This window comes from Brevundimonas lenta, from assembly GCF_014196335.1.
In the GTDB taxonomy this organism is placed as follows: Bacteria; Pseudomonadota; Alphaproteobacteria; order Caulobacterales; family Caulobacteraceae; genus Brevundimonas; species Brevundimonas lenta.
In genome coordinates, this window is sequence record NZ_JACIDM010000002.1 from 883,477 (window position 1) to 905,708 (window position 22,232).

Annotated in this window: 23 protein-coding genes; 8 read left to right on the forward strand and 15 right to left on the reverse strand. The window is 68.9% G+C overall.

What is annotated here, in order from left to right; all coding sequences use genetic code 11:
- Positions 1 to 31 precede the first annotated feature (31 nt).
- The 3 genes from GGR12_RS11975 (at position 32) to GGR12_RS11985 (ending at position 5,076) form a co-directional block, all read left to right on the forward strand.
- A complete protein-coding gene (locus tag GGR12_RS11975; protein ID WP_183204616.1) occupies positions 32 to 1,876 on the forward strand; it encodes an autotransporter domain-containing protein in 1,845 nt (614 codons plus the stop codon).
- 236 nt (positions 1,877 to 2,112) lie between these two features.
- On the forward strand, positions 2,113 to 2,730 hold the full coding sequence (locus GGR12_RS11980) for a M23 family metallopeptidase (protein WP_183204617.1): 618 nt from the start codon (positions 2,113 to 2,115) through the stop codon (positions 2,728 to 2,730).
- A gap of 63 nt (positions 2,731 to 2,793) precedes the next feature.
- Positions 2,794 to 5,076, forward strand: coding sequence for a response regulator (locus tag GGR12_RS11985; protein ID WP_183204618.1), 2,283 nt, complete (start codon positions 2,794 to 2,796; stop codon positions 5,074 to 5,076).
- A gap of 4 nt (positions 5,077 to 5,080) precedes the next feature.
- Here GGR12_RS11985 and GGR12_RS11990 read toward each other — a convergent pair whose 3' ends face one another.
- Entirely contained in the window at positions 5,081 to 5,290 is a 210-nt protein-coding gene (locus GGR12_RS11990) for a hypothetical protein (protein ID WP_183204619.1), read from the reverse strand.
- A 14-nt stretch (positions 5,291 to 5,304) separates the two neighbouring features.
- A complete protein-coding gene (gene aceA, locus GGR12_RS11995; RefSeq protein WP_183204620.1) occupies positions 5,305 to 6,585 on the reverse strand; it encodes an isocitrate lyase in 1,281 nt (426 codons plus the stop codon).
- Between the two features lie 150 nt (positions 6,586 to 6,735).
- Here aceA and GGR12_RS12000 point away from each other — a divergent pair, with 150 nt between their 5' ends.
- Complete coding sequence (locus tag GGR12_RS12000; protein WP_183204621.1) at positions 6,736 to 8,154, forward strand: helix-turn-helix domain-containing protein; 1,419 nt, start codon at positions 6,736 to 6,738, stop codon at positions 8,152 to 8,154.
- Here GGR12_RS12000 and GGR12_RS12005 read toward each other — a convergent pair.
- Both GGR12_RS12005 and GGR12_RS12010 read right to left on the reverse strand, forming a co-directional pair.
- Positions 8,147 to 9,571, reverse strand: a complete 1,425-nt coding sequence (locus GGR12_RS12005; RefSeq protein WP_183204622.1) for a hypothetical protein — start codon at positions 9,569 to 9,571, stop codon at positions 8,147 to 8,149. The genes GGR12_RS12000 and GGR12_RS12005 overlap by 8 nt on opposite strands.
- Before the next feature lie 64 nt (positions 9,572 to 9,635).
- Positions 9,636 to 10,625 (reverse strand): helix-turn-helix transcriptional regulator, encoded by a 990-nt coding sequence (locus GGR12_RS12010; protein WP_183204623.1) that lies wholly within the window; start codon positions 10,623 to 10,625, stop codon positions 9,636 to 9,638.
- Between the two features lie 156 nt (positions 10,626 to 10,781).
- On the opposite strand from GGR12_RS12010, the gene GGR12_RS12015 reads away from it, so the two are divergent.
- The 3 genes from GGR12_RS12015 to GGR12_RS12025 all read left to right on the forward strand — a co-directional run bounded on the left by GGR12_RS12015 (position 10,782) and on the right by GGR12_RS12025 (position 11,934).
- A complete protein-coding gene (locus GGR12_RS12015; RefSeq protein WP_183204624.1) occupies positions 10,782 to 11,360 on the forward strand; it encodes an HdeD family acid-resistance protein in 579 nt (192 codons plus the stop codon).
- A gap of 92 nt (positions 11,361 to 11,452) precedes the next feature.
- Positions 11,453 to 11,683, forward strand: a complete 231-nt coding sequence (locus tag GGR12_RS12020; RefSeq protein WP_183204625.1) for a hypothetical protein — start codon at positions 11,453 to 11,455, stop codon at positions 11,681 to 11,683.
- Entirely contained in the window at positions 11,683 to 11,934 is a 252-nt protein-coding gene (locus GGR12_RS12025) for a hypothetical protein (RefSeq protein WP_183204626.1), read from the forward strand. The genes GGR12_RS12020 and GGR12_RS12025 overlap by 1 nt, the downstream gene beginning before the upstream one ends.
- Here the strand turns inward: GGR12_RS12025 and GGR12_RS12030 are convergent, their stop codons facing one another.
- The 3 genes from GGR12_RS12030 to GGR12_RS12040 are packed head-to-tail and all read right to left on the reverse strand — an operon-like array spanning position 11,935 to position 15,838.
- On the reverse strand, positions 11,935 to 13,380 hold the full coding sequence (locus GGR12_RS12030; RefSeq protein ID WP_183204627.1) for an amidohydrolase family protein: 1,446 nt from the start codon (positions 13,378 to 13,380) through the stop codon (positions 11,935 to 11,937). It lies immediately after the preceding gene.
- 56 nt (positions 13,381 to 13,436) lie between these two features.
- Positions 13,437 to 13,847 carry a DUF1801 domain-containing protein gene (locus GGR12_RS12035; RefSeq protein WP_183204628.1) on the reverse strand — a complete coding sequence of 137 codons (411 nt, stop codon included), beginning with the start codon at positions 13,845 to 13,847 and terminating at the stop codon, positions 13,437 to 13,439.
- Between the two features lie 35 nt (positions 13,848 to 13,882).
- A complete protein-coding gene (locus GGR12_RS12040; protein WP_183204629.1) occupies positions 13,883 to 15,838 on the reverse strand; it encodes a winged helix-turn-helix domain-containing protein in 1,956 nt (651 codons plus the stop codon).
- A 262-nt stretch (positions 15,839 to 16,100) separates the two neighbouring features.
- Between GGR12_RS12040 and GGR12_RS12045 the strand changes: the two genes are divergently transcribed.
- Positions 16,101 to 16,508, forward strand: a complete 408-nt coding sequence (locus GGR12_RS12045) for a UrcA family protein (protein ID WP_183204630.1) — start codon at positions 16,101 to 16,103, stop codon at positions 16,506 to 16,508.
- A 168-nt stretch (positions 16,509 to 16,676) separates the two neighbouring features.
- Here GGR12_RS12045 and GGR12_RS12050 read toward each other — a convergent pair whose 3' ends face one another.
- The 8 genes from GGR12_RS12050 to GGR12_RS12085 all read right to left on the reverse strand — a co-directional run bounded on the left by GGR12_RS12050 (position 16,677) and on the right by GGR12_RS12085 (position 22,207).
- Positions 16,677 to 18,092 (reverse strand): NAD(P)(+) transhydrogenase (Re/Si-specific) subunit beta, encoded by a 1,416-nt coding sequence (locus GGR12_RS12050; protein WP_183204631.1) that lies wholly within the window; start codon positions 18,090 to 18,092, stop codon positions 16,677 to 16,679.
- Between the two features lie 58 nt (positions 18,093 to 18,150).
- Entirely contained in the window at positions 18,151 to 18,438 is a 288-nt protein-coding gene (locus GGR12_RS12055) for a hypothetical protein (protein WP_183204632.1), read from the reverse strand.
- Positions 18,435 to 18,740, reverse strand: a complete 306-nt coding sequence (locus GGR12_RS12060) for a hypothetical protein (protein WP_183204633.1) — start codon at positions 18,738 to 18,740, stop codon at positions 18,435 to 18,437. The genes GGR12_RS12055 and GGR12_RS12060 overlap by 4 nt, the downstream gene beginning before the upstream one ends.
- Entirely contained in the window at positions 18,737 to 19,045 is a 309-nt protein-coding gene (locus tag GGR12_RS12065) for an NAD(P) transhydrogenase subunit alpha part 2 (RefSeq protein ID WP_183204634.1), read from the reverse strand. Before GGR12_RS12065 ends, GGR12_RS12060 begins: the two co-directional genes overlap by 4 nt.
- Positions 19,045 to 19,290, reverse strand: coding sequence for a hypothetical protein (locus GGR12_RS12070; protein ID WP_183204635.1), 246 nt, complete (start codon positions 19,288 to 19,290; stop codon positions 19,045 to 19,047). Before GGR12_RS12070 ends, GGR12_RS12065 begins: the two co-directional genes overlap by 1 nt.
- Complete coding sequence (locus GGR12_RS12075; protein ID WP_183204636.1) at positions 19,287 to 20,420, reverse strand: Re/Si-specific NAD(P)(+) transhydrogenase subunit alpha; 1,134 nt, start codon at positions 20,418 to 20,420, stop codon at positions 19,287 to 19,289. Before GGR12_RS12075 ends, GGR12_RS12070 begins: the two co-directional genes overlap by 4 nt.
- A 99-nt stretch (positions 20,421 to 20,519) precedes the next feature.
- Complete coding sequence (locus tag GGR12_RS12080) at positions 20,520 to 20,771, reverse strand: aa3-type cytochrome c oxidase subunit IV (RefSeq protein WP_183204637.1); 252 nt, start codon at positions 20,769 to 20,771, stop codon at positions 20,520 to 20,522.
- 95 nt (positions 20,772 to 20,866) lie between these two features.
- Positions 20,867 to 22,207 carry a serine hydrolase domain-containing protein gene (locus GGR12_RS12085; protein WP_183204638.1) on the reverse strand — a complete coding sequence of 447 codons (1,341 nt, stop codon included), beginning with the start codon at positions 22,205 to 22,207 and terminating at the stop codon, positions 20,867 to 20,869.
- Positions 22,208 to 22,232: the final 25 nt, after the last annotated feature.

Sequence of the window (22,232 nt, forward strand, 5' to 3'; positions counted from 1 at the left end):
GTCGCAACCCGACGACCGAGGGAGGATCTCAATGTCTCGTTTCCTGCGCAACGCGGCGGCAGCCGCGCTGGCCGTCGCCGCCGTGGGCGCGATCGCATCGGCCGCGAACGCCCAGTCCTACAACCGCCTCGTCGTCTTCGGCGACAGCCTCAGCGACAACGGCAACCTCTACGCCGCCAGCGGCGGAACGACCCCGACATCGCCTCCCTATTATCAGGGCCGATTCTCGAACGGCCCGGTGTTCACCGAACTGCTCGGCTTCAACGCCGGCCGCTACGCCCTCGGCGCCCCGGTCACCGGCAGCATCAACTACGCCTTCGGCGGCGCGCGGACCGACAGCTCCGCCTTCCCGCCCGGAATGCGCAACCAGCTGCTGGCCTACACGGGCGCGGGCGGCACCTTCGGCCCCAATGATCTGGTCAGCGTCCTCGGCGGCGCCAACAACATCTTCCAGCAGATCCAGGCCTTCTCGGCCCTGCCGCCGGGCAACCCGGCGCTGCTGAACCCGCAGGGCTTCGTCGCCCCGGCCGCCACCTCGGCCGCCGCCGACGTCAACTTCATCGTCAACTCCGTGGCTGGCGCCGGCGCAGGCACCATTCTGGTGACCAACCTGCCGCGCCTCGGCATCACGCCCCAGTTCAACCAGGGCCCCGGCGCCGCCGCGGGTCCGCTGGCCGACTTCGCCGGCACGACCTTCAACACCGCCCTGCTGAACGGCCTGATGACCACGGCCGCCGCCCGTCCGGGCACCAACATCATCATGATGGACCTGTACAAGATCAGCGATCCGCTGGCCGCCAACCCGGGCCGCTTCGGCCTGACCAACGCCCGCGACGCCTGCTTCAACGGCGTCACGGTCTGCGCCAATCCGGACGGCTATCTGTACTGGGACGGCGTCCACCCGACGGCCGCCGGTCACCGCCTGATCGCCGCGCTCGCCGACGACTATCTGTATTACGGCGACCAGGGCGCCCAATCGACGGTGCAGGGCGAAACCGCCTTCCGCCAGCGCGAGGACCTGCTGGACATGGCGTCCGAAAGTCTGGCCGGCCGTGAAGCCTGGGAGCCGGGCGGCCGCATCACCTTCTCCGCCATCGCCGACACCGTTGATACGGATCGCCGCGGCGTGGTCGCCGAATCCGAAGCCACCGGCTGGGGCGGTCGGGTCGGCATCGACTACACCATGGCCAGCAACATCCGCTTCGGCTTCGCGGGTGCCTTCCGCACCGCCGAGGTTGACGCCGGCGCGATGAATTTCGACGTCGAAACCTACGCCATCGACGCCTTCGCCGGCTGGCGCTCGGGCGACATGTTCGTGAACGTCGCCGCGGGCGGCTCGATCGACCAGTACGACGACATCACCCGCGCCACCTCGCTGGCTCCGATCGTTCACACCGGCCATACGGACGGCGGCAGCGTCGGCGCCCGTGTCCAGGGCGGCATGTGGTTCGACATGGGCGGCATCGCCCTGTCGCCCCGCGTCGCCGTCGGCATGGTTTCGACCGACGTCAACGGTTACACCGAACAAGGCCTCGCGGCGCAGTACCAGTACCAGGACCGGACGGTTCAGGGCGCCTCCGCCGAGATCACCCTGCGGGCCGAAGGCGGCGACGAACGCATGAACTTCTTCGCCGAAGGCGGCTACCGCGACTCCTTCGCCGACAGCAGCGATGACGTCCGGGTCGGCATCGCCGGTAACCCGGCCCAGGTTCTGCACCGCGAGTTCGCCGATCCGTTCGGCGGTTCCTTCCTGGCGGTGGTCGGGGTCGAGGCGGAAATGGGGCCGGGCACCATGTCCATCGGTTACCGCGGTCGCTTCGGCGACTCGGCCGACAGCCACATGGGCGGCATCAACTACACCATCAAGCTCCAGTAATACCGGGACTTTTTTGCCTGAAAGAAGGGCGCGCGACCTCCGGGTCGCGCGCCCTTTCCTTTGGTTCCTGGCCTGCGACGTCCTGCCGCGACGCGCCGCCCCAAAGTGGCCGCCGGGTGTCCCCAGATTAAGCGCTTCCCGGGACGCACTCCTGCTTTCACGGATCCGCCGCATCGGCGCCGGTCCTCGTGTCCCTTCCTGCTCTGCCCGAGCCGAATACGGAGCCGACGCCGCCCATGCGACGCCTGTTGCCGACCGCCCGGTCGTTTCTGATCCACTCCGGCCAAATCGCCGCTTTCGGCGCCGTCGCCGTCATGGCCATGGCCGCCGCCCCCCTCACCCCGTCGAGCGAGCCCGCGGCCGTCGATGCGGTTTCCATCCCCGAGGCTCCTCCGGTCACCGCCGTCGTTGAAGACGCGGGTCCGGTCACGCGCCTGATCGCCTTCGTCGAGCCGGTTCGCGGCCACGCCATCAACTCGGCCTTCGGCATCCGCCGTCTGGCCGGCAAGACCCGTCGCCACGAGGGCGTCGACATCGCGGCGCCGCAAGGCACCAGCGTCTACACGGCCGCCGAAGGCCGCGTGCTGCGCACCGGCTATGACGCCGGCGGCTACGGCCGCTTCATCGAAGTGCTGCACCCGAACGGCATGAGCACCCTCTACGGCCACCTCAGCCGCGTGGACGTGGCCTCCGGCGACGCCATTTCGACGGGTGAACGCATCGGTCTGGTCGGCTCCACCGGCCGTTCGACCGGCCCGCACCTGCATTTCGAGGTCCGTCGCGACGGCAGCCAGATCAATCCCGTCCAGGTGATGGGCCACGACTACGCTGTGGTTGTATCAACCGACGTGTAATTTCGCTTACGCCCACGCTTTCTTCACCCCTTTCGCGGATAGTCCTCCGCGAAAGGGGGCGTCTTGGACCGCATACTCTACTGCTTCGCCTTCCAGCATGACTGGCGCTGGACCGTCGCCGCGGCGCTGATCTGCGTCTTCGGCGTCGCCGTCGCCTGCCACCTGCTCGGCAAGGCGCGCGGGATGACGGGCGCCCGACAGCGTAATGTGGCGATGCTCGCGGCCTTCACCGGCGGCCTCGCGGTCTTCTCGACCCACTTCCTCGCCATGCAAGGCTACGACGCCGGCGCCCCGATCCGCTACGGCGTCTGGCTGACCATCAGCTCCTTCTTCATGGCCTTCGCCAGCATCGCCCTGGCCTGCATGGTCGTGCTGGCCCGCCCGGGCTGGCTCAACCGCGCGCTCGGCGCCGCACTGGGTCTGGCCGGCGTCGCCGCCATGCATTTCCTCGGCGTTGCCGCCCTCGAGATGCCCGGCCTGATCACCTGGCAGCCGGTGTTCGTCGCCGGCGGTGTGCTTGCGGGCATCGGCATCGCCGCCGGCGGCGCGGCCTTCCTCTACGGCCCCGGCCGCCTGCGCCTTTCGGCCACCGCGGCCTCCGGCGCGATTTCGATCGTGGTCCTGCACTTCGTCAGCATGAGCGCGATGACCATCGGCCCCGAGGGCGCGACGGTGGACGGCTGGACCGTCTCGGCGGGCGCCATGGGCGCCGTGATCGCCGCCATGGTGGTCAGCATGATCACCATCGCTGCGGCCGTCATCTGGATGGACCGCAGCCGTCGTTCCAGCATTCTCGCCCAGATCCGCGACGCCCTGGACGCCATGCCCGACGGGATGGCCTTCTATGACGCCGAAGACCGCCTGGTGCTGTGGAACAACCGCTACGCCGAGGTGAACCCGGAGCTGTCGTCCAATCTCCAGAGCGGCATGACCTTCCGCCAGATCATCCAGATCGGGCTCGACGAAGGCCTGTACGCCGAGGCCGTCGGCCGCGAGGAGGAATGGGTTCGCGAACGCCTCGCCACCCGCGCCGAGCGTGCAACGACCATGGAGCAGCACATCGCCGGCGACCGCTGGCTGCGCGTCTCGGACCGCAAGACCCGCGCCGGCGGCATCGTCACCGTCTGCACCGATATCACCGAGCTGAAGCACGACGCCCGCGCGCTGGGCGAAGCCCGCGACGCCGCCCAGGCCGCCAACAGCGCCAAGAGCCAGTTCCTGGCCAATATGAGCCATGAAATCCGCACGCCCCTGAACGGCGTCATCGGCGTGGCCCAGGCTCTCGCCAACACCGAGCTGAACGCGACCCAGCGCGAAATGCTGGATCTGATCCGTTCGTCAGGCCAGACGCTGCAGGTCCTGCTCAGCGACATCCTCGACCTCGCCCGCGTCGAATCCGGCCGGATGGAGCTCTCGGAAGAAGCCTTCGATCTCGGCCGCGCGGTGCGCGAGGCGGCGACCCTCTACGAGGCGTCGGCCCAGGAAAAAGGCCTACAGTTCTTCGTCGAGATCGCACCCGAGGTCGACCGCTGGATCCAGGGCGACGTCGTGCGCCTGAAGCAGATCCTGACCAACCTCGTCTCCAACGCGGTCAAGTTCACCTCCAGCGGCTTCGTCTGCCTGACCGCCGCGCCGGGACCGACGATCAAGGGCGTCCAGACCCTGCGGTTCTCGATCGAGGACACCGGCATCGGTTTCGACAGCGAGACCCGCATTCGCCTGTTCAGCCGCTTCGAACAGGCTGACGGCGCCATCACCCGCAAATTCGGCGGCTCCGGCCTGGGCCTCGCCATCTCGCGCCAGCTGGCCGAGATGATGAGCGGCGAACTGGACTGCGAAAGCGAACCGGGCGGCGGCTCCTCCTTCATGCTGACCATCCCGCTCCGCCTCGCGGAAGCGCCGGTCGCCCTGGCCGTCAGCGAGGAAGCGGCGCCGGGCGTCGATGAGCGCCGCATGCGCGTGCTGCTGGCCGACGACCACCCCGTGAACCGCAAGGTGGTCGAGATGATCCTCGCCCAGGCGGATATCGACCTGACCTCGGTGGAGGACGGCGCACAGGCGCTTCAGGCGGTGCGCGACGGCGACTACGACCTCGTCCTGATGGACATGCAGATGCCGGTCATGGACGGCCTGACCGCCACCCGCGAAATCCGCCTGCATGAGGTCGCCATGGGGCTGAGCCGACTGCCGATCGTCATGCTGACCGCCAACGCCCTGCCCGAGCACATCGCCGCGGCCGAAGGCGCCGGCGCCGACCGCCACCTGGCCAAGCCGTTCGATGCGGCCGAGCTGCTGGAACTGGTCGTCACCCTGCCCCGCGCCCGCGCCGCCTCGATCGCGGCCTGATCACCTACTCGTAGCCGTGCGCTGCCTCGTTGATGACCTGCGAAGGCATCGATGAGAAGTCGACGGCCACCGGGCGCGCGGCGCGTAGCTGGAAGGTCTTGATGACGTGTTCCAGCCGACGACGCACCTCGCGCTCCGCTTCGGTCTGGGTGTCCAGATTCAACGGGGCGAGGCAGAAGTCGATGATCTCCTGCGGGCGGATCATGGGTTCCATGGTCGTTCTCCTGTCTATTCGGCGGCGTGGAACTGGGCGGTTTCGGTCGAGTCCTTCAGCGCCGTGGTGGAGGACTGGCCGTTCGAGATGACGGTGGCGACCTGGTCGAAATAGCCGGTGCCGACCTCTCGCTGGTGGCGCGTGGCGGTATAGCCGCGGGCCTCGTTGGCGAACTCGCGCTGCTGCAGCTCGGAATAGGCGGCCATGCCCCGATCCCGGTAGCCGTCGGCCAGTTCGAACATGCCGTTGTTCAGGCTGTGGAACCCGGCCAGGGTCACGAACTGGAATTTGTAGCCCATGACCCCCAGCTCGCGCTGGAATTTGGCGATCGTCGCGTCATCCAGCCGGGCCTTCCAGTTGAACGACGGCGAACAGTTGTAGGCCATCAGCTTGCCGGGGTGCTCGCGCTGGACCGCCTCGGCGAAGCGGCGCGCGTCGTCCAGATCCGGGTGTGAGGTCTCCCACCACAGCACGTCGGCGTATCTGGCGTAGGCCAGGCCGCGGGCGATGCAGTGATCCAGCCCCGTCCCCGCCTTCAGCCGGTAGAAGCCCTCGGGCGTGCGGCTCTCGCGGTCGATGAAGGGGCGATCCCGCTCGTCGATGTCCGAGGTGATCAGCTGGGCTGACTCGGCGTCCGTACGGGCGACCGTCAGGGTCGGCGTGCCCATGACGTCGGCGGCCAGCCGGGCGGCGATCAGATTGCGCTCATGCGCCTGGGTCGGGATCAGCACCTTGCCGCCCAGGTGGCCGCACTTCTTCTCGGACGCCAGCTGGTCCTCGAAGTGAACGCCGGCCGCGCCCGCCTCGATAAAGGCCTTCATGATCTCGAAGCTGTTCAGGGGGCCGCCGAAGCCCGCCTCGGCGTCGGCGACGATGGGCGCGAACCAGTCCCGCTTCGCCCCGCCCTCGGCGTGTTCGATCTGGTCTGCGCGCTGCAGGGTGCGGTTGATGCGGCGACACAGCTCCGGCGCGGCGTTGGCCGGATACAGCGACTGGTCCGGGTACATCGCTCCGGCCGTGTTGGCGTCCGCCGCCACCTGCCAGCCTGACAGATAGATGGCCTTCAGTCCGGCGCGGACCATCTGCATGGCCTGGTTGCCGGTCACCGCGCCCAGGGCGTTCACATAGGGCTCGTCGTGCAGCAGTCGCCACAGCCGGTTCGCGCCCCGCTCGGCCAGGGTGTGCGCCACAGGGACCGAGCCCCGCAAACGGAGCACGTCGTCCGGCGTATAGGGCCGTTCGATGCCGTCGAAGCGTCCGGTCGGCGAAGGAACAAGGTCGGCGAAGCTGGTCATGGGCTCATCCAGGCGGCCGCGGGTGTGCGGCGGGTCGCAGGGATGAAACACCGCGACTGTCATAGCCGCTACATCACGCGGCGGACATATCGCGTAATCAAGTCACGATATGACACTTGTTCTTAAGTCATGATGTGACATTCTGAGATCATGGAGATAGCCGACCGCAAGCTGTTCCTCGGCGGCCGCCTCAAGCGGCTGCGGCGGGATCTGGGCCTCAGCCAGACCGCCATGGCGGCCGACCTCGGCGTCTCCCCCAGCTATCTGAATCACATCGAGCGCAACCAGCGCCCCGTCTCGGCGCAGCTGCTGCTCAAGCTGGCCGACGCCTACGACGTCGATCTGCGCACCTTCGGTCCCACCGGCGGCCCCGCGACCGAGGCGACCCTGTCCGAGGCCTTCGCCGATCCGATGTTCACCGGCCTCGCCATACCCCGGCACGAGATCGTGCAGATGGCCGAAGATCAGCCCGCCGTCGCCGACGCTGTCCTGCGCCTCTACCGCGCCTTCTCCGACCGCCGCACGCGCGACCGGGCGGAATCGGGCGCAGCCGGCGACGAGACGCCCGCCGACCGCGTCCGGGAATACGTCCAGTCGCGCCAGAACCACTTCCCCGAGCTCGATGCGCTGGGCGAAACGCTCGCCGCCGCGCTGGAGGCGGGCACGCCTGGCGAAACCTTCGAGTCGCGCGCCCGCACGCGCCTTCAGGACCGCCACGGCCTGTCCGTTCGCACCCTCCCCGCCGACGTCATGGTCGAGTGGACCCGCCGCTACGACCCGCACCGCAAGCGCCTGTTGCTGTCGGAGACCCTCGGCCCGTCCTCACGCGCCTTCGCGCTCGCCTACCAGCTCGCCCTGTCCGAACACGATGCGGAGCTGGCCGCGCTCGCCGCATCGGCCGACCTGCCGGACGACGCCACGCGGCGCCTGCTGAAGGTGTCGCTGGCCAACACCCTCGCCGCCGCCATCCTGATGCCCTACGCGGCCTTCCAGACCGCCGCCGAGGCCTCCGGCTACGACCTGGCCCGCCTGCAGGCGCGGTTCGGCGTGTCGTTCGAACAGGCCGCGCACCGGCTGACCACCCTGTCGCGCCCCACCGCGCGCGGCGTGCCCTTCTTCCTCATGCGCGTCGATCAGGCGGGCAACATCTCCAAGCGCTTCGCCGCCGGCCCCTTCCCCTTCTCGCGCTTCGGAGGCGCCTGCCCGCGCTGGCGGCTGCACTCTGCGTTCAGAACGCCCGGCCGGATCGTCACCCAGATCATCGAGACGCCCGACGGACGGCGCTGGTTCACCTTCGCCCGCACGGTGGATCGCCAGGGTCAGGACGCCTTCACCGAGGGCCAGGACCTCGCCATCGGCCTCGGCTGCGAGCTTCGCCACGCCCACCGCCTGATTCACGCCCGCGGCCTCGATCTGCAGGCGCCGGAGGTGACGCCGATCGGCCCGGCCTGTCGCCTGTGCCACCGCCACCCCTGCGCCGAACGCGCCGCGCCGCCGGTCGACCGCCCTCTGACCGTCGACGACTGGGCCAAGTCCGTCAGCCCCTACCCGTTCGCACCGGTCAGCTAAGCACCACCCGCCCCGCTTCCAGCCGGTGCGGCACGCCCGCCCGATCGAACAGTGCCGCAATGGCCGCCGCCGGGTCGGCCGAGCCGTCATCCAGCAGGGTTTCGATGGCCTTGCGCAGCTCTGACCCGCCCGAGACGGACGTCAGGCCGCTCAACCACTCGTCGCGGCTCAGCACGCCGTCCTCGCGGCTGGCGTCGATCAGGGGCTTCAGGAACGCGAACCAGTCGCCGCCGTCCTTCTTGCCCTGCACGCCCTCGGCCACCAGCGCGAAGACCGCCCCGCAGGCGTAGTAGGCCCGGTGCTCACCTCTTTCGCCGGCGCTGGCCACCGGCCGCACGGCCAGGTCCGCGCAGTCGTCGACCTCCTTCTGGAGCTCGGCCCGGTCGTCCCAGACAGGATCGAGGGATTTGAGCGCGCGGATGGCCATCAGATCGGCCCCGCCCTCGGTGATCCAGGCGTCGCGGGCGCGTTCATAGCGAACCGTCTGCCCCAGCCAGAAATGCGCGCTCTCATGGCCGATGAACCAGCGCGACATGCCCAGCACGCCGGCTGACGGCTGCACCACGCCCACGCCGTCGAAATTCATAACGATCAGCCCCGGCATGACGCTTCCGCCCATGGAGGTCAGCCCCGGCGTCGGCCCGGCCCAGCTGACCATGATCGTCGGCCGTTCCGTCTGCCCCGGCCCCAGGCGTTGCGCGTAATAGTCCGCCACCTGCGGCGCGAACCCTTCGATCCCGGCGCTGATCCACGACGGCAGCTGCGGATCGATCACCGTCGTCATCCGGGCCCCTTCGACCAGGTCCGCCTGGCCGAACAGCACATAGGTGTCGGCCTCGATCGCTGTCGCCTCCGGCACCCGCTGCCCCCGGAACAGGATCGGGCCGGCCCGGTCGCGCCATGTCACATTCGATGCCCCGGTCTCCAGCGGATAGCCGTTCAGATCGTCCGGCACCTGCCGCGCCGCCTCGACCGACGCGACCGGGAAGACATCGAAATGCCCGGTGGGCAGCGCCACCGCGCCATCCGAGAAGCTCAGCACGCCATAGTCGGCCTCAAGGTTCTCCGTCTTCGGCTTGAAGGCGATGGTCACCCGCCGGGGCACCGGCCCGCCGTCGACCGTCCGCAGGATGTCCCGGCTGCCGACCCGCTCCAGCACCACGCCGGGCGTCACCACCCGCCACTGGTCCAGCCGCCACGAACGCCGCGGCCCGTCGATCAACGAGGATCGGAAGAAGGCCCAGACGGCTGCGTCCCGGTCGAATTCGTACTCGGCCGTCCATGCGTCGCCGTCCCGCGTCACGGTCACGGCGGGCTGGGTCGGCGCGGCGTCTTCAGCCTGAAACCCAGCCGCGCTCGCGGAGCCCTGCGATGAAAGAGCGATCGCCGCAGCCGCGGCCGTAATCAGAAGGCGCATCCGGATCTCCCCGTTCGACCAGAGATTGCCCCGACGTCCACCGTCCCGTCAGCTTAAGCTTTGGTCACGCTTGCGCCCCGTCCAGGGCGCGCGCGGCCGCCTGCAGTTCCCCGGCCATCACCGCCTTCAGCCGCTGCGGCTGAACGATCGCGACCTGCTCGCCCCAGGTGAACAGATGCCAGGCCAGTTCCCGCATGCCGGAAGCCCGGAAGCGAACCACCACCGAGCCGTCGGCTTCGTTCTCGATCGTCTGGGTGGGGTGCCAACGCCACGCCCGCGCTTCGGCGGCGCCCTCGGGCGAAATGCGCAGCACCACGTCCTCGATCTCGTCCTGGTAGATGCCGAACGACTGGCTGGCGAACACCTGCAGATCGAAGTCGGCCGGCGCCGTCGCCACCCCCTCGTCCGCCTTCACCGCGCTCATCCGGTCCAGCCGGAAGGTCTGGATCCGCCCGCTCTCGCGGTCGGCGGCGACAAGATAGTTGGCGCGTCCGAACATCACCCCGCACGGAACGACGCTGCGCCGGCGCGCCTCGGCCCCGGGACGGCTGTAGATGAAGCCCAGCGGCTGGCCGGCCAGGATGGTCTGCCGGATCTCGGTCAGCACCGCCTCGTCCGCCGATGGCCGCGGCCCCGCCTGTACGGCGATGGTTTCGGCCCGCACCAGGGCCTCCAGATCGGGCGCCAACCTGTTCAGCGTCGTCGAGCGCATCGCCGACTTCAGCTTTCGCTCCAGCCCCTCCAGCGCCGCCGCCCGCCCCGGTTCGCCCGTCGCCCGCAGCCCCTGCGCCGCCTTGGTCAGCTCGACCAGCTCCTCGGTCGTCGGCGCCTGTTCGAAGGCCGACAGTCCGCCACGGATGCGCCAGCGCTTGGTCGGTGGATCCGACACCTCCTCAGCCTGCGGAAACAGCATCAGCACGGCGTCGCGGACGCGTTCGGCGGTGCGGCGGCCGACATCCATCTCGCGGACCATGTCGTCCAGCGTCAGCCCCTCGGCGCTGGCGGCCATGCGCCGCGCCAGATCGATCACCACTGCCGCCTTGTCGTGCCTCATGCCCAAACGTTCGCATACGACCGTTTCTGACGCAATTCTGTACGCGTCAGGTCGGACAGTGACGCTCCCTGGGGTCAGACCCGATGGGGGCGTTCAGCGAACACTGTCAGCGTCCGATCCAGCCGCACCCGGCGGCACAGGACCGGAGATACCGACATGTCCAATTCCTCGGGGGCCGATGCGGGCCGCTTCCCCTTTGAGTCCGCCTTTCTCACCAGCGCCTGGTGGGCGCTGCTGCTGCGCGGTCTGCTGTCCATCGTTTTCGGCATTCTGGTTTTCACCCTGCCGGGTCACACCCTGCTGGGACTGGTCTTCTTCTACGGCGCCTATGCGATCATCGACGGTCTGTTCTCCATCGGTGGGGCTTTCAAGAGCGGCGCTTCAGGGCGGACCATGCTGTTCCTGAGCGGTCTGATCAGCATCGTCGCCGGCCTGGCCGCGATGGCCTGGCCCGGCCTGACCGCCGTGGTCTTCGTCTGGATCCTCGCCTTCTGGTCCGTCGCCCGCGGCCTGACCGAGATTTTCGTCGCCATCCGGCTGCGCAAGGAGATCTCGAACGAATGGATGCTGATCCTGGCCGGGGTGATCTCGGTCCTGTTCGGCATCGCCCTGTTCTCAAGTCCCGCCTTCGGCGTGGTGGTCATCCTGTGGATGATCGGAGCCTGGGCGCTCCTGTTCGGCATCCTGCTGGTGATCCTCTCCTTCCGGCTCAGATCGCACCGGCGGAAACACTGATTGGAGGCGGCGCGAAGGGGTACGTCCGATTTTGACGTATCCGTGTTGCAAGGTCCGAACATCGAAAGAGACCTTCTTCCGGAGTTCACGTCATGGCCCGCGCCTTCGCCCCCAACGCCCTCGTCGCCGCCAGCCGCTATCTGATCGTCCCGTGCGAGGCCGACGGCTGCGGCGAGCTGGCGGTCATCTGGGATCGCCTGGAAGAACAGGTGATCGACGTCATCGACGCCCGCCTGTCCGCCCGCTACGCCGACGAGGACGCCCTGTGGGACGAAGCCCGCCCGGCCTTCGACCCGGCCGAAGACTTCCGCATGGCCGCCTGATGGCGCTCGCCCTGTGGCTGGTCGGGGCCGTCATCGTCGTCCTCTTCCTGGGAACCTGGGCCCTTCAGATCGGCCTGTGGCTGCTGGCCCTGGCGCTCCGGATCACCGTCTGGCTCACCACGGTTCTGCTCGGCCTCGTTTCCCAGGCCGCTCTGGCGGTGCTCGACCCCGGGCAGCTGGGGCGCATCCTGCGCAACGAACGCAGCCATGCCCGGAACGCCGCCCTGTTGGCCAGGGAACGCTGGAGCTGACTATTGCGCCGCGGCGGCTTCGCGGCCCCGCACCCGCTCGCGGATGCTGTCCTGCATCCGCGTCAGCGTCGCGCGGTCCAGCAGACGCCCGCGCAGCACCACGCCGGCGATGTCGCGCGTCGCAGTGATGTCCTCCAGCGGGTTGCGCACGAGGATCAGCAGGTCCGCCGCCTTGCCGGCCTCGACGGCGCCGTAGCGCTCGCCCTGACCCAGGAACTGCGGTCCATCGACGACCGAGGCCTTCAGCGCCTCCCGCGGCGTCAGGCCGAGGCGCACATACAGCGCCAGTTCCTCATGCAGCGAGAAGCCCGGGTAGTTGAACGAGTTCAGGAAGCCCGCGTCCGTGCCGGCCAGAATGGTCACGCCGGCGTCGCGCAGCAGCGGCAGGGTCCGCGAGGTGACCTCCTCCACATAGTGGCGGGCCGCGATCATCTCCGGCGTCGCCTGCGCCGCCCGCTGGATGCGCCAGTCATAGGTCGCCCGAATGCCCGGCCCGACATAGGCCAGCTCCGGATCATGCGAGTGGTCGTCGCGATCGAGGTAGGTCAGCACCGTGCTGCCGTACAGCGTCGGCGTCACCGCCACGCCCAGCTCCGCCAGCCGCGCATAGGTCCGCCGGGCCACCTCGATATCGAAGGTGTCGGCATAGCGCTTCATCGTCTGCGCGTAGGTGAAGCGACCGGCCAGGTAGTCCGCCGCGATCGCCGCCTCGTCCCGCGACCCGGCCTTCATCGCGTAATCCAGGTGCTCGATCGAGGACAGGCCGGCCTCGGCCGCCTCCAGCACCGTCAGGCTCATCGGAATGTGCGCCGAGGTCTTGATCCCGCGCTTCTTCGCCTCGCGCACGGCGTACAGGAAGAGCTCCGGTTTCAGGGTGTTGTCGGTGATCTTGATGAAATCGACCCGCATCGCCTGCAGTCGGTCCAGCGCCGCATCGACGTCGGCCTCGCTGCCCGTCTCGATGACGCCCTTCCAGACCGGCGCGATGCCCTCGATCTTGGGGCCCGAGGTGAAGATGCGGGGGCTGTCCGGCGTCGGCGGGTTGTCGCGCCAGTCCAACACCTGCTGCGCCAGATCGCCGGCCGCGTCGCGCACCGCCACCACGCCGTTGACGACGTACAGCGGCATCAGTTCGGCGTTCTCCGCCGCCAGCGCCTCGCCACCCCCGAAGTGGACGTGCATGTCCCACAGGCCAGGCATCACATACTGGCCCTGCGCGTCCCAGGTGCGCGCGGCCTGATAGCGGTCCGCTTCGCGATTCGGCAGCACGGCGACGATGTCGCCGCCGCGCACTGCGATGGTCTGGTCGGGCGTCACCTGGCCGGTCCGTACGTCGATCACGGAGGCCGACCGGATCAGCAGATCGATAGTCTCGGGAGCGGGAGCCGGCGCCGAAGCGCAGCCGGCCAGCAGGAGGGCGAGCAGCAGGGAGATGAAGGTGCGCATGCCTTGCCTATACGCCGACGCTTGCCGGGATACAGCCTCGCATGGCCGCCTACGGGTCAGGACGGCGGATAGCGCTCGTTCATCCACGCCAGCGAGCGCACCGCCAGCTCCCGCAGCACGTCCATATCCACGTCGGCCAGCTTGTTGATGTAGAGGCAGGCCACGCTGGTCTTGTGTTTGCCCAGCCGCGCCAGCAGCTCCTTCTCCCCTTCGAAGCCGGTCATGAAGTAGAGAACCATCTGCGCCTTGCGGGGTGAGAAGCCCATGCGCGGCCAGTCGCCGGTCGGCGTCCGATAGCTGCCGTAGCCGACGATCGACGGTCCCCACATCACCGGCTGTTCGCCCGTGATCTCGGTCAGCAGGGCCTGCACGACCTCGGCGTCGGCCCGGCGCTTCGGGTTCTCGACCGCCGCGATGAAGTCGGCGACCGGCACGTCGGTGGGCCTGGTCTTCGGTTCGCTGGCCATGTGCGTCCTCCCTGCAAGGAGGCTAGCACGGGATTTCAACGGCTTGCAGTCGTCTGCACCGGGCAGCCGTGCGGCACCGGGATTGGCGTCCGCGGCACGATGCCGTTGCGGTTCAATTCTCCCGCCAGCAGCGGATACGCCCGGACGTCGAAGGTCGGGTTGATCATGAACTGCATCAGCGACGGCAGCCGGTCCGGCGTATCCAGCGGCTTCAGAATGGCTGTCGCCTCCGCCATGTCGCCGGAGACCTGGGCCGAGAGCCATTGATTGCTCAGCGTGCCGTCCTCGACCCGCGACCGCAGGGCCAGCGCATCGTTGACCCGCCCCTCGGCGCAGGCCTGGCGCATTTCGGCCAGCAGGCGGGTCGGCGGCGGCAGTTGCGAGGCGGCGATGCGCGGCAACAGGGCGCGCGCTTCGGCCACATTCCCCGACCAGATGAAGGCCCGGTGCGCCTGATACTGCGTCAGCGCCCGATCAGGCCGAAGCCTCAGCTGTTCGCGGGCGCGCAGCACCGCCGCGTCGAGGTCCATCGACATGACCGACACGGTGATGGCCCGGGATCGCGGATTGCCCTCCTCCACCGACAGGGTGTGGATCCGCTCGGCCGCGCGCCGCATCCACCCGACCTCGGCGGCGTAGGCGGACAGGTCCGCCATCTCCTCCCAGGCGTCGATATCGCGCGGCCGGGCCGCCAGGTAGCGCGCCATCAGCCTGTGCGCCTCGCGGATCTGCATCGTCATCGACGCCCGCCCGGCCTGGTATTTCAGCTTCTCGGTGTCATCCCGGCTGGTGGCGATGGCCGCATCCGCCCGCTCCAGATACCGCGTCAGCCGCACCGAGGCCGGCGTGTCCGCCCGGGTCGAGGCGTCCACCCGCGTCTCATTGCCGAACCAGGTCCTGGCCGACTTCCAGTGCGCCGCGGCGAAGTTCGGATCCAGCGTCCGCGCCCGCTCATAGGCCTCGGCCGCCTCCTCCGCGTACGCCAGATCACCGGCCTCCAGCTGCCGCTGATCGAACGACAGCCCCCGCAGATAGGCCTCATAGGCCTCCACAGACCGCGTCCCCGCGGCCACCATCACCCTCAGCCGCGACGGATCCATCACCGTCTTCAGGGCCGAGGCGATCTGGAACGCGATATCCTCCTGGATCGAGATCACGTCGCTCATGTCGCGGTCGTAGCTCTGCGACCAGATCTCGAAGCCGTCGCCCGTGCGGATCAGCTTGGCCGTCACCCGCACCCGATCGCCCGACCGGCGCACGGTCCCCTCGAGGAACTGCGCCGCCCCCATCTGCTTCGCCACTTCCTGCCCGCTGGCCCCGTCCCGCCGCAGGTCCGCGGCCGAGGTGCGCGACAGCACCCGCAGGTCCGGCGCCCGCGCCAGCGTGGTCTGCACCTCCTCGGCCAGGCCGTCGGCGAACCACCGCTCCTCGCCGTCCGGCGAAAAGTCCTCGAACGGCAGCACCACGATGGACTTGGCATGGGCCGAGGTGGCCGGCGCCGCGGCCCGCTGCGCCGGCGGCGCGCCGCGATCCACGCGGGCGGAGATGAACCACACGACAAGCGCGACCGCCACGACGCCTGCCGCTACACCGGCCCACACCCGCCAGTCGATCCGAGGCAGCCGCAATGCCGCTCGCGGCTCCTTCACAGGATCAGGCGTCTCGACCGTATCCCGACGCTCCACCGGCAGCAGGAAGCGGTAGCCGCGGCCGTGCGCCGTCTCGATGTATGTCGGCTGCCGGGCGCGGTCGCCGATCGCCTGGCGCACCTCCTTCACGGCCGTGGTCAGCACGGCGTCCGACAGCGTCAGCCCCGGCCAGACCCGCGCGAAGAGCTCGTCCTTGGTCAGCAGAACCTGCGGCCGTTCCATCAGGACCCGCAGGAAGGCCAGCGCCCGACCGCCCAGCCGCACCGGCGTTCCGTCCACCAGCAACCGCTCGTCCTGCATATCCAGGCACAGTGAGCCGGCGATCAGGTAGCGTTCGGTCATTCGATCCGCACCGGGTTTCCGGGCTGAAATTCCCGGCTGCGCCCCCTCGCCCCGGACGCCCTCAGAATTTCCTCAGAATACGCCGCCCGGCTGAAGCCCGCCAGCACTGGATCGAACCGCGATCGGCCGACAGCAAAACTTCAGAAACACTCCATTGGCCTCTCAGGACCCCGGACCGCCCTGGATGGGACAAACACGGCGACCCGGCAGACCGCCGCGTCGTGTTTCCGGACATCCCGTCCAGCCACCCAGGAGTAGTTTCATGACCCCGATCAACGCATCCGCCACTTTCGGACCCCGTGCCGGCCGTGGTCGGCGCTCCCTGCCGACGCCCCTGCTGGGCTTCGTCGGCGGAGCGCTGGCCGCGCTGGCGGCGTCCGCCCTCACCTTCCCGAACATGGCCATGGCCCAGGAAAGAAGGCAGGTCGTCCGCTACGCCGATCTCGACCTGACCAATCCCGAGGGCATCGCCTCGCTGGAACGTCGGGTCGCCTGGGCCGCGCGGAGGGTCTGTGTCGGCCCCGAGAGCGCCGGTCACCTGGTCTCCAACCCGCGCCGCTGCATCGAGGAAGCCGTCAACTCGGCCTCGCCGCAGATCGAGGAGGCGGTCGCCCGTCGCCGCGCGGCGATCATGGTCTACGTCGCCCCGACTGACGTGCGGTCGCGGTGACGGCCTCAGGGGCGGGTGTGGTCCCCGACTGCACCCGCCCCGTCCGCGTCTGCCCGCCATGTTCGCTCCGGACTGCTTCATCGATGGCCGCAAACAGGCCCAGCCGACCACGCTGCCGAGCAACAGTCTGGAAGCAGACGAAGCGGATGTAGGTCCTGGGCGGCGGACTCACAGCGCCTTGACGATCCCTTCGACCATCTTCTTGGCGTCGGCGAACAGCATCATGGTGTTGTCGCGGAAGAACAGCTCGTTCTCGACCCCGGCGTAGCCCGAGCCCATGCCGCGTTTGATGAACAGCACGGTCCCGGCCTTCTCCACATCCAGCACCGGCATGCCGTAGATCGGGCTCTGCGGATCGGTCTTGGCGGCGGGGTTGGTGACGTCGTTGGCGCCGATGACGAAGGCCACGTCGCAGCTCGAGAACTCGCTGTTGATGTCCTCCAGTTCGAACACCTCGTCATACGGGACGTTGGCTTCGGCCAGCAGCACGTTCATGTGGCCGGGCATGCGGCCGGCGACGGGGTGGATGGCGTATTTCACCTCAACCCCCTCCTCCTTCAGCTTGTCGCCCATCTCGCGCAGCGCATGCTGCGCCTGGGCCACCGCCATGCCGTAGCCGGGCACGATGATGACCTTCGAGGCGTTCTTCATGATGAAGGCGGCGTCCTCGGCCGAGCCCTGTTTGACCGGCCGGGTCTCGACCGAGCCGCCAGCGGCCGCGGACGTTTCCCCACCGAAACCGCCAAGGATTACAGAGATGAAGCTGCGATTCATGCCCTTGCACATGATGTAGCTCAGGATCGCGCCCGAGCTGCCGACCAGCGCGCCGGTGATGATCAGGGCGATGTTCTCCAGCGTGAAGCCCAGCGCCGCCGCGGCCCAGCCCGAGTAGGAGTTGAGCATCGACACCACCACCGGCATGTCGGCGCCGCCGATGGGGATGATCAGGGTCGCGCCGAGGATCAGGGCGATGGCGAACACGCCCCAGAAGGCCCAGGTCGCCGTGCCGCCCGTGGCGATCATCACCCCGATCAGAACCACCAGGCCCAGCGCCAGGGCGATGTTGATCAGGTGCCGCGCCGGCAGCAGGATCGGCGCCCCGCTCATATTTCCGTTCAGCTTGGCGAAGGCGATCACCGAGCCGGTGAAGGTCACCGCCCCGATGGCCACGCCCAGGCTCAGCTCGATGATCGACAGGGTCTTGATGCCGCCCATCGCCGTGGCGATGCCGAAGCTTTCGGGCGCATAGACCGCCCCCACCGCGACCAGACAGGCGGCCATGCCGACCAGGCTGTGGAAGGCCGCCACCAGCTGCGGCATCTGGGTCATCTGCACCCGGCCGGCGATCAGCGCGCCCGCCCCGCCGCCGACGACCACGCCCGCGGCGATCAGCCCGGTCGTCAGCAGGTCCATCGTCCCCGTCGACCACAGGGTGATCAGGGTCACGCCGACGGCCAACCCCATGCCGATCATGCCGAAGGTGTTGCCCCGACGGCTGGTCTCCGGGCTCGACAGCCCCCTGAGCGACAGAATGAACAGGACGCCCGAGACCAGATAGGCCAGGGCCGCGATCGATGCGTTCATACTGTTCCCCCGAAACGCGTCATCAGGATATTCCGGCTGTCCGGCGCGTCGTCATTGATCACTGCTCCGCCCCCGGAGGACAGTGAGTGCGCACCAGCCGCCACAGCGCGGCCGCCACGAACAGCGGCGACAGCAGCGCCAGCCCCCATTCGATGGCGTTCAGCGGCCGCGTCTGCCCGGCGAAGCGCAGCAGGATCGACGAGAACACCAGCACCGTCCCGCAGTCGGTCATCCGCATCCGCCGCAGCGGCGCCTTTTCCAGGAATGCGAGGCCCCACAGGCTCGCGCCAACCACCAGCGCCGCCAGCGAGATCAGGAAGCTGAACTGGACGACGTCGAGGGTCACGGCCTGGGTCCGCTCATCGGAGCGAGCCGCCCGGTGCGCACGGCCTGCAGACCGATCCAGCCGAAGATCGCGGCGACCGGTAGCATCAGGGCCGCCTTGATCCACCTGCCCTCGCCGGCGAAGGTCGCGGCCTGCCATACCCAGTAGACGGTGATCATAGGATAGAAGACCAGGGCCATGACGCGTTCAACCCGGGTCCGGGTTTCCGGCTTCAGCCGCCCGCTCAGGAGCACCAGGGCGAGCACCATGGCGATCGCCAACGGCATGGCGATGATGAAGTAGGTGTCGATGGGCCGATTCATTTCGGCCGTTCCTTCTTGCGGTACATCGCCAGCATACGCCGGGTGACCATGAAGCCGCCGAAAATGTTGACGCTGGCCAGCGTCACCGCCGCCACGCCGGCGCCCTTGGCGATCCAGCCGCCGTCAGCGCTGAAGGCCGCCGCGGCGATCAGGCCGCCGACCACGATCACCGACGAAATGGCGTTGGTCACGGCCATCAGCGGCGTGTGCAGCGCCGGCGTCACCGACCAGACGACATAGTAGCCGACGAAGATCGCCAGCACGAAAATGGCGAGGCGGAAGACGGTGGGGTCGACGTGTTCCATCAGCCGGGATCCTTCGAGGACGGTTCACTCGCCCCGCGCGCCTGCACCAGCAGGGTCAGGACAAGTCCGATTATGATCAGCGCGCCGCCGCTTTGCAGCAGCTTCATCGGCATCCGCCAGTCCGGCCCCCCGACGGCCTGCACCAGCCACAGGGCCGCCCAGGCGACCACCAGCAGGGCGCCGAGGCCCATGGCCGCGCGACCGAAGCCGACGAAGAAGGATCCTGTTCCCTTCGCAGCGGTCATCCCTTCACCCCTTCGTGCACCACGGCTCCGCCGTTGGTGACCACCGACGCCTTGAGGATTTCGTCCTCCAGATCGACCGCCAGCACGCCGTCCTTGACCATCAGGCCCACGAAGGCCGTCAGGTTGCGGGCGTAGAGCGCCGACGCGTCGGCGGCGATCCGGCCGGGCAGGTTCGACCAGCCGACGATCTGGACGCCGTTGGCGGTCGTCACGACCTCGCCCGGCTTGGCGCCCTCGACGTTGCCGCCGTTGTCGATGGCCAGATCGACGAGCACCGAGCCGGGCTTCATCGAGGCCACATGCGCCGCCGTGACCAGCCGCGGCGCCGGGCGGCCGGGGATCAGGGCGGTGGTGATGACGATATCCTGTTTGACGATGTGCGAGGCCGTCAGCTCGGCCTGCTTGGCCTGATACTCGGCTGACATCGGCTTGGCGTAGCCGGCGGCGGTCTCCGCGGCCTTGAACTCCTCGTCCTCGACGGCGACGAATTTGGCCCCGAGGCTCTCAACCTGCTCCTTGGAGGCCGGACGCACGTCCGTGGCGGTCACAACCGCCCCCAAACGCCGCGCCGTGGCGACGGCCTGCAGGCCCGCGACGCCTGCGCCCATGACGAAGACCTTGGCGGGGGCGACTGTGCCGGCCGCCGTCATCATCATCGGGAAACCGCGACCGAACGCATAGGCCGCCTCGATCACGGCGCGATAGCCGGCCAGGTTGGCCTGGGACGACAGCACGTCCATCACCTGGGCGCGGGTGATGCGGGGCACGAACTCCATGGCGAAGGCGGTGGTGCCCGACTTCGCCAGGGCCTCGACGGTGTCCTTCTCGCGATAGGCGTCCAGCATGGCGGCGACGACCGCGCCCGACTTCAGGGCGCTGATCTCCTGCGCCGTCGGCCCACGCACCTTCAGCAGGATGTCGGCGCCGGCCAGGGCGGACTTGGCGTCCCTGGCGATGACCGCGCCTGCGGCTTCGTACTCGGCGTCGGGAATGGACGAGCCCGCGCCCGTCCCGGCCTCGACCGTCACGGTCGCGCCCAGCGCGGCCAGCTTCTTCACCGTCTCCGGTGTTATGGCGCAGCGCGTTTCGCCTTCACGGCGTTCGCGGGTCACGGCGATGGCGACAGCCAAGCGAATCCCTCCGTCTTCTCTCGACAGAGCGACGTTAGGCTGGCTGGCGGGGGTGCGTCAAAGAACCATCCTTCTCCCATGCGGGAGAAGCGGCAGGTCCTAGTGCGAGCTCTTCGGGCGCAGGAACCACACGCCGCCGACCATCATCACGACGGCCGTGATCAGACCGCCGAAGAAGCTGCCGTGCGGCATGAACCAGATGACCAGGAAGGCCAGCGCGGCCGCGATGGCCAGCGAACCGTACTTGGCCATGTTCATGAACAGGTGGAACGTCGACACCTGCTCGCTGATCTCCTGCGAACCGCGAACGTAGTCGTCGTGGGCGTCGGAGGCGTGGTGCGGGTCGGCCATGGTGGTGTCCGGGAATCTGGAAAAGCAGTTGGCGCTCTTATAGCGGGGACTGTCGTCCGCTCAAGCCGCCCGCGACATTTCGACTCCCGGCTTCGCTATTCCAGACCCGCCAGCATGTCGCGGGTGAAGGCGATGAAGTCGAACCGTTTCCCCGCCGGATCCTCGCCGCGCCGCACGATGACGATGCGGCGGCTGGGCACGATGATCACATACTGGCCGCGGTTGCCGTTGGCCGAGATGGTGTCGGCCGGTATCCCCTCGGACCGGTTCATCAGCCAGAAGGTCGCGCCATAGCCCTGGTCGCCCTCCGGCTGCGGTCCCGACGGCGTCGAAACGTAGTCGCGCCAGCCTTCCGGCAGCACCCGCACGCCGTCGACCATGCCGTCATCGACATACAGCTGGCCAAAGCGGGCCAGGTCGCGCGCCGTCGACCACACCTGGCTGGACAGCATGTAATTCCCGCGCCAGTCGGTCTCGGCGACCGTGTCGTACATGCCCAGCGTCCGAAACAGCTCGGCCGGCGGGTGATCCGCGAACGTCGGCGCGATCCCCAGCACCGCCAGCAGGATGTCGTTATTGGCATAGCGGAAGCGCGTTCCCGGCCGGGTGATCAGCGGCCAGGTCGTCGCCTGCTCGTCGATGCCCACGCCGCCGAAATACAGGGCGTCGGTCCGGTTGCCCGCCGTGTCGCTGGTCAGGCCCGAGGCCATGCGGATCAACTGGTCCAGCGTGATCGCGGCGCGCGGGTCGCCCTCGTGGCCCCAGTCGGCGATGGCGGCGCGGGCGTTCACATCCGCCTCGCCGCGCTGAACGGCTGCGCCCACGATGGTCCCGGCCAGGCTCTTGCCCACGGACCAGGTCCGTTGCGGCGTATGCGGGCCGAAGCCGTCGCCGTATTGCTCGGCCACGATCCGGTTGTCCTGCAGCACAAGCACGGCGGTGGTGTTGGTCCCGTCCCCGTAGCGGCCGACGAAGGCCCCCTCCAGCGTCTCGTCCACCAGGGCGGCGTTCCCGTTGGGATCACCGACGGCGAATTCCCTCTCCGAGCGCCCGGCCGGTGGGACGACCGACGTCACAGGCTGATCCCAGCCCACCGGCATGATCACGCAGCCCTTGCCCGGCCGGAAGATCGCGATGCGCGGCGGCATGGTCTCGTCCCAGGCCACCGAGGTCCGGTCGCCGCTGACGTCCACCGGCATCTCGCGCACCAGACCGTCCAGCTCGGGGTAAATCCCCACCAGCTCATTGGCCTCGACGCTCGCGACCGTGCGCGACCCGCCCGCAGCCTCGGCATTCCTCAGCGCGCTGCACACTGTCAGGGCCTTGTAGCCGGCCGCCATCGACCGCACGGCGGGCGTGGGCGCCGTCGGCGGCGTCTGGGCGAACGACGAAGTGGCCGCGAGGGTCGCCGCGGCGGCGAGGATCAGAATGCGCATGGCCGGGACGCTTGCCCGGCGCAGC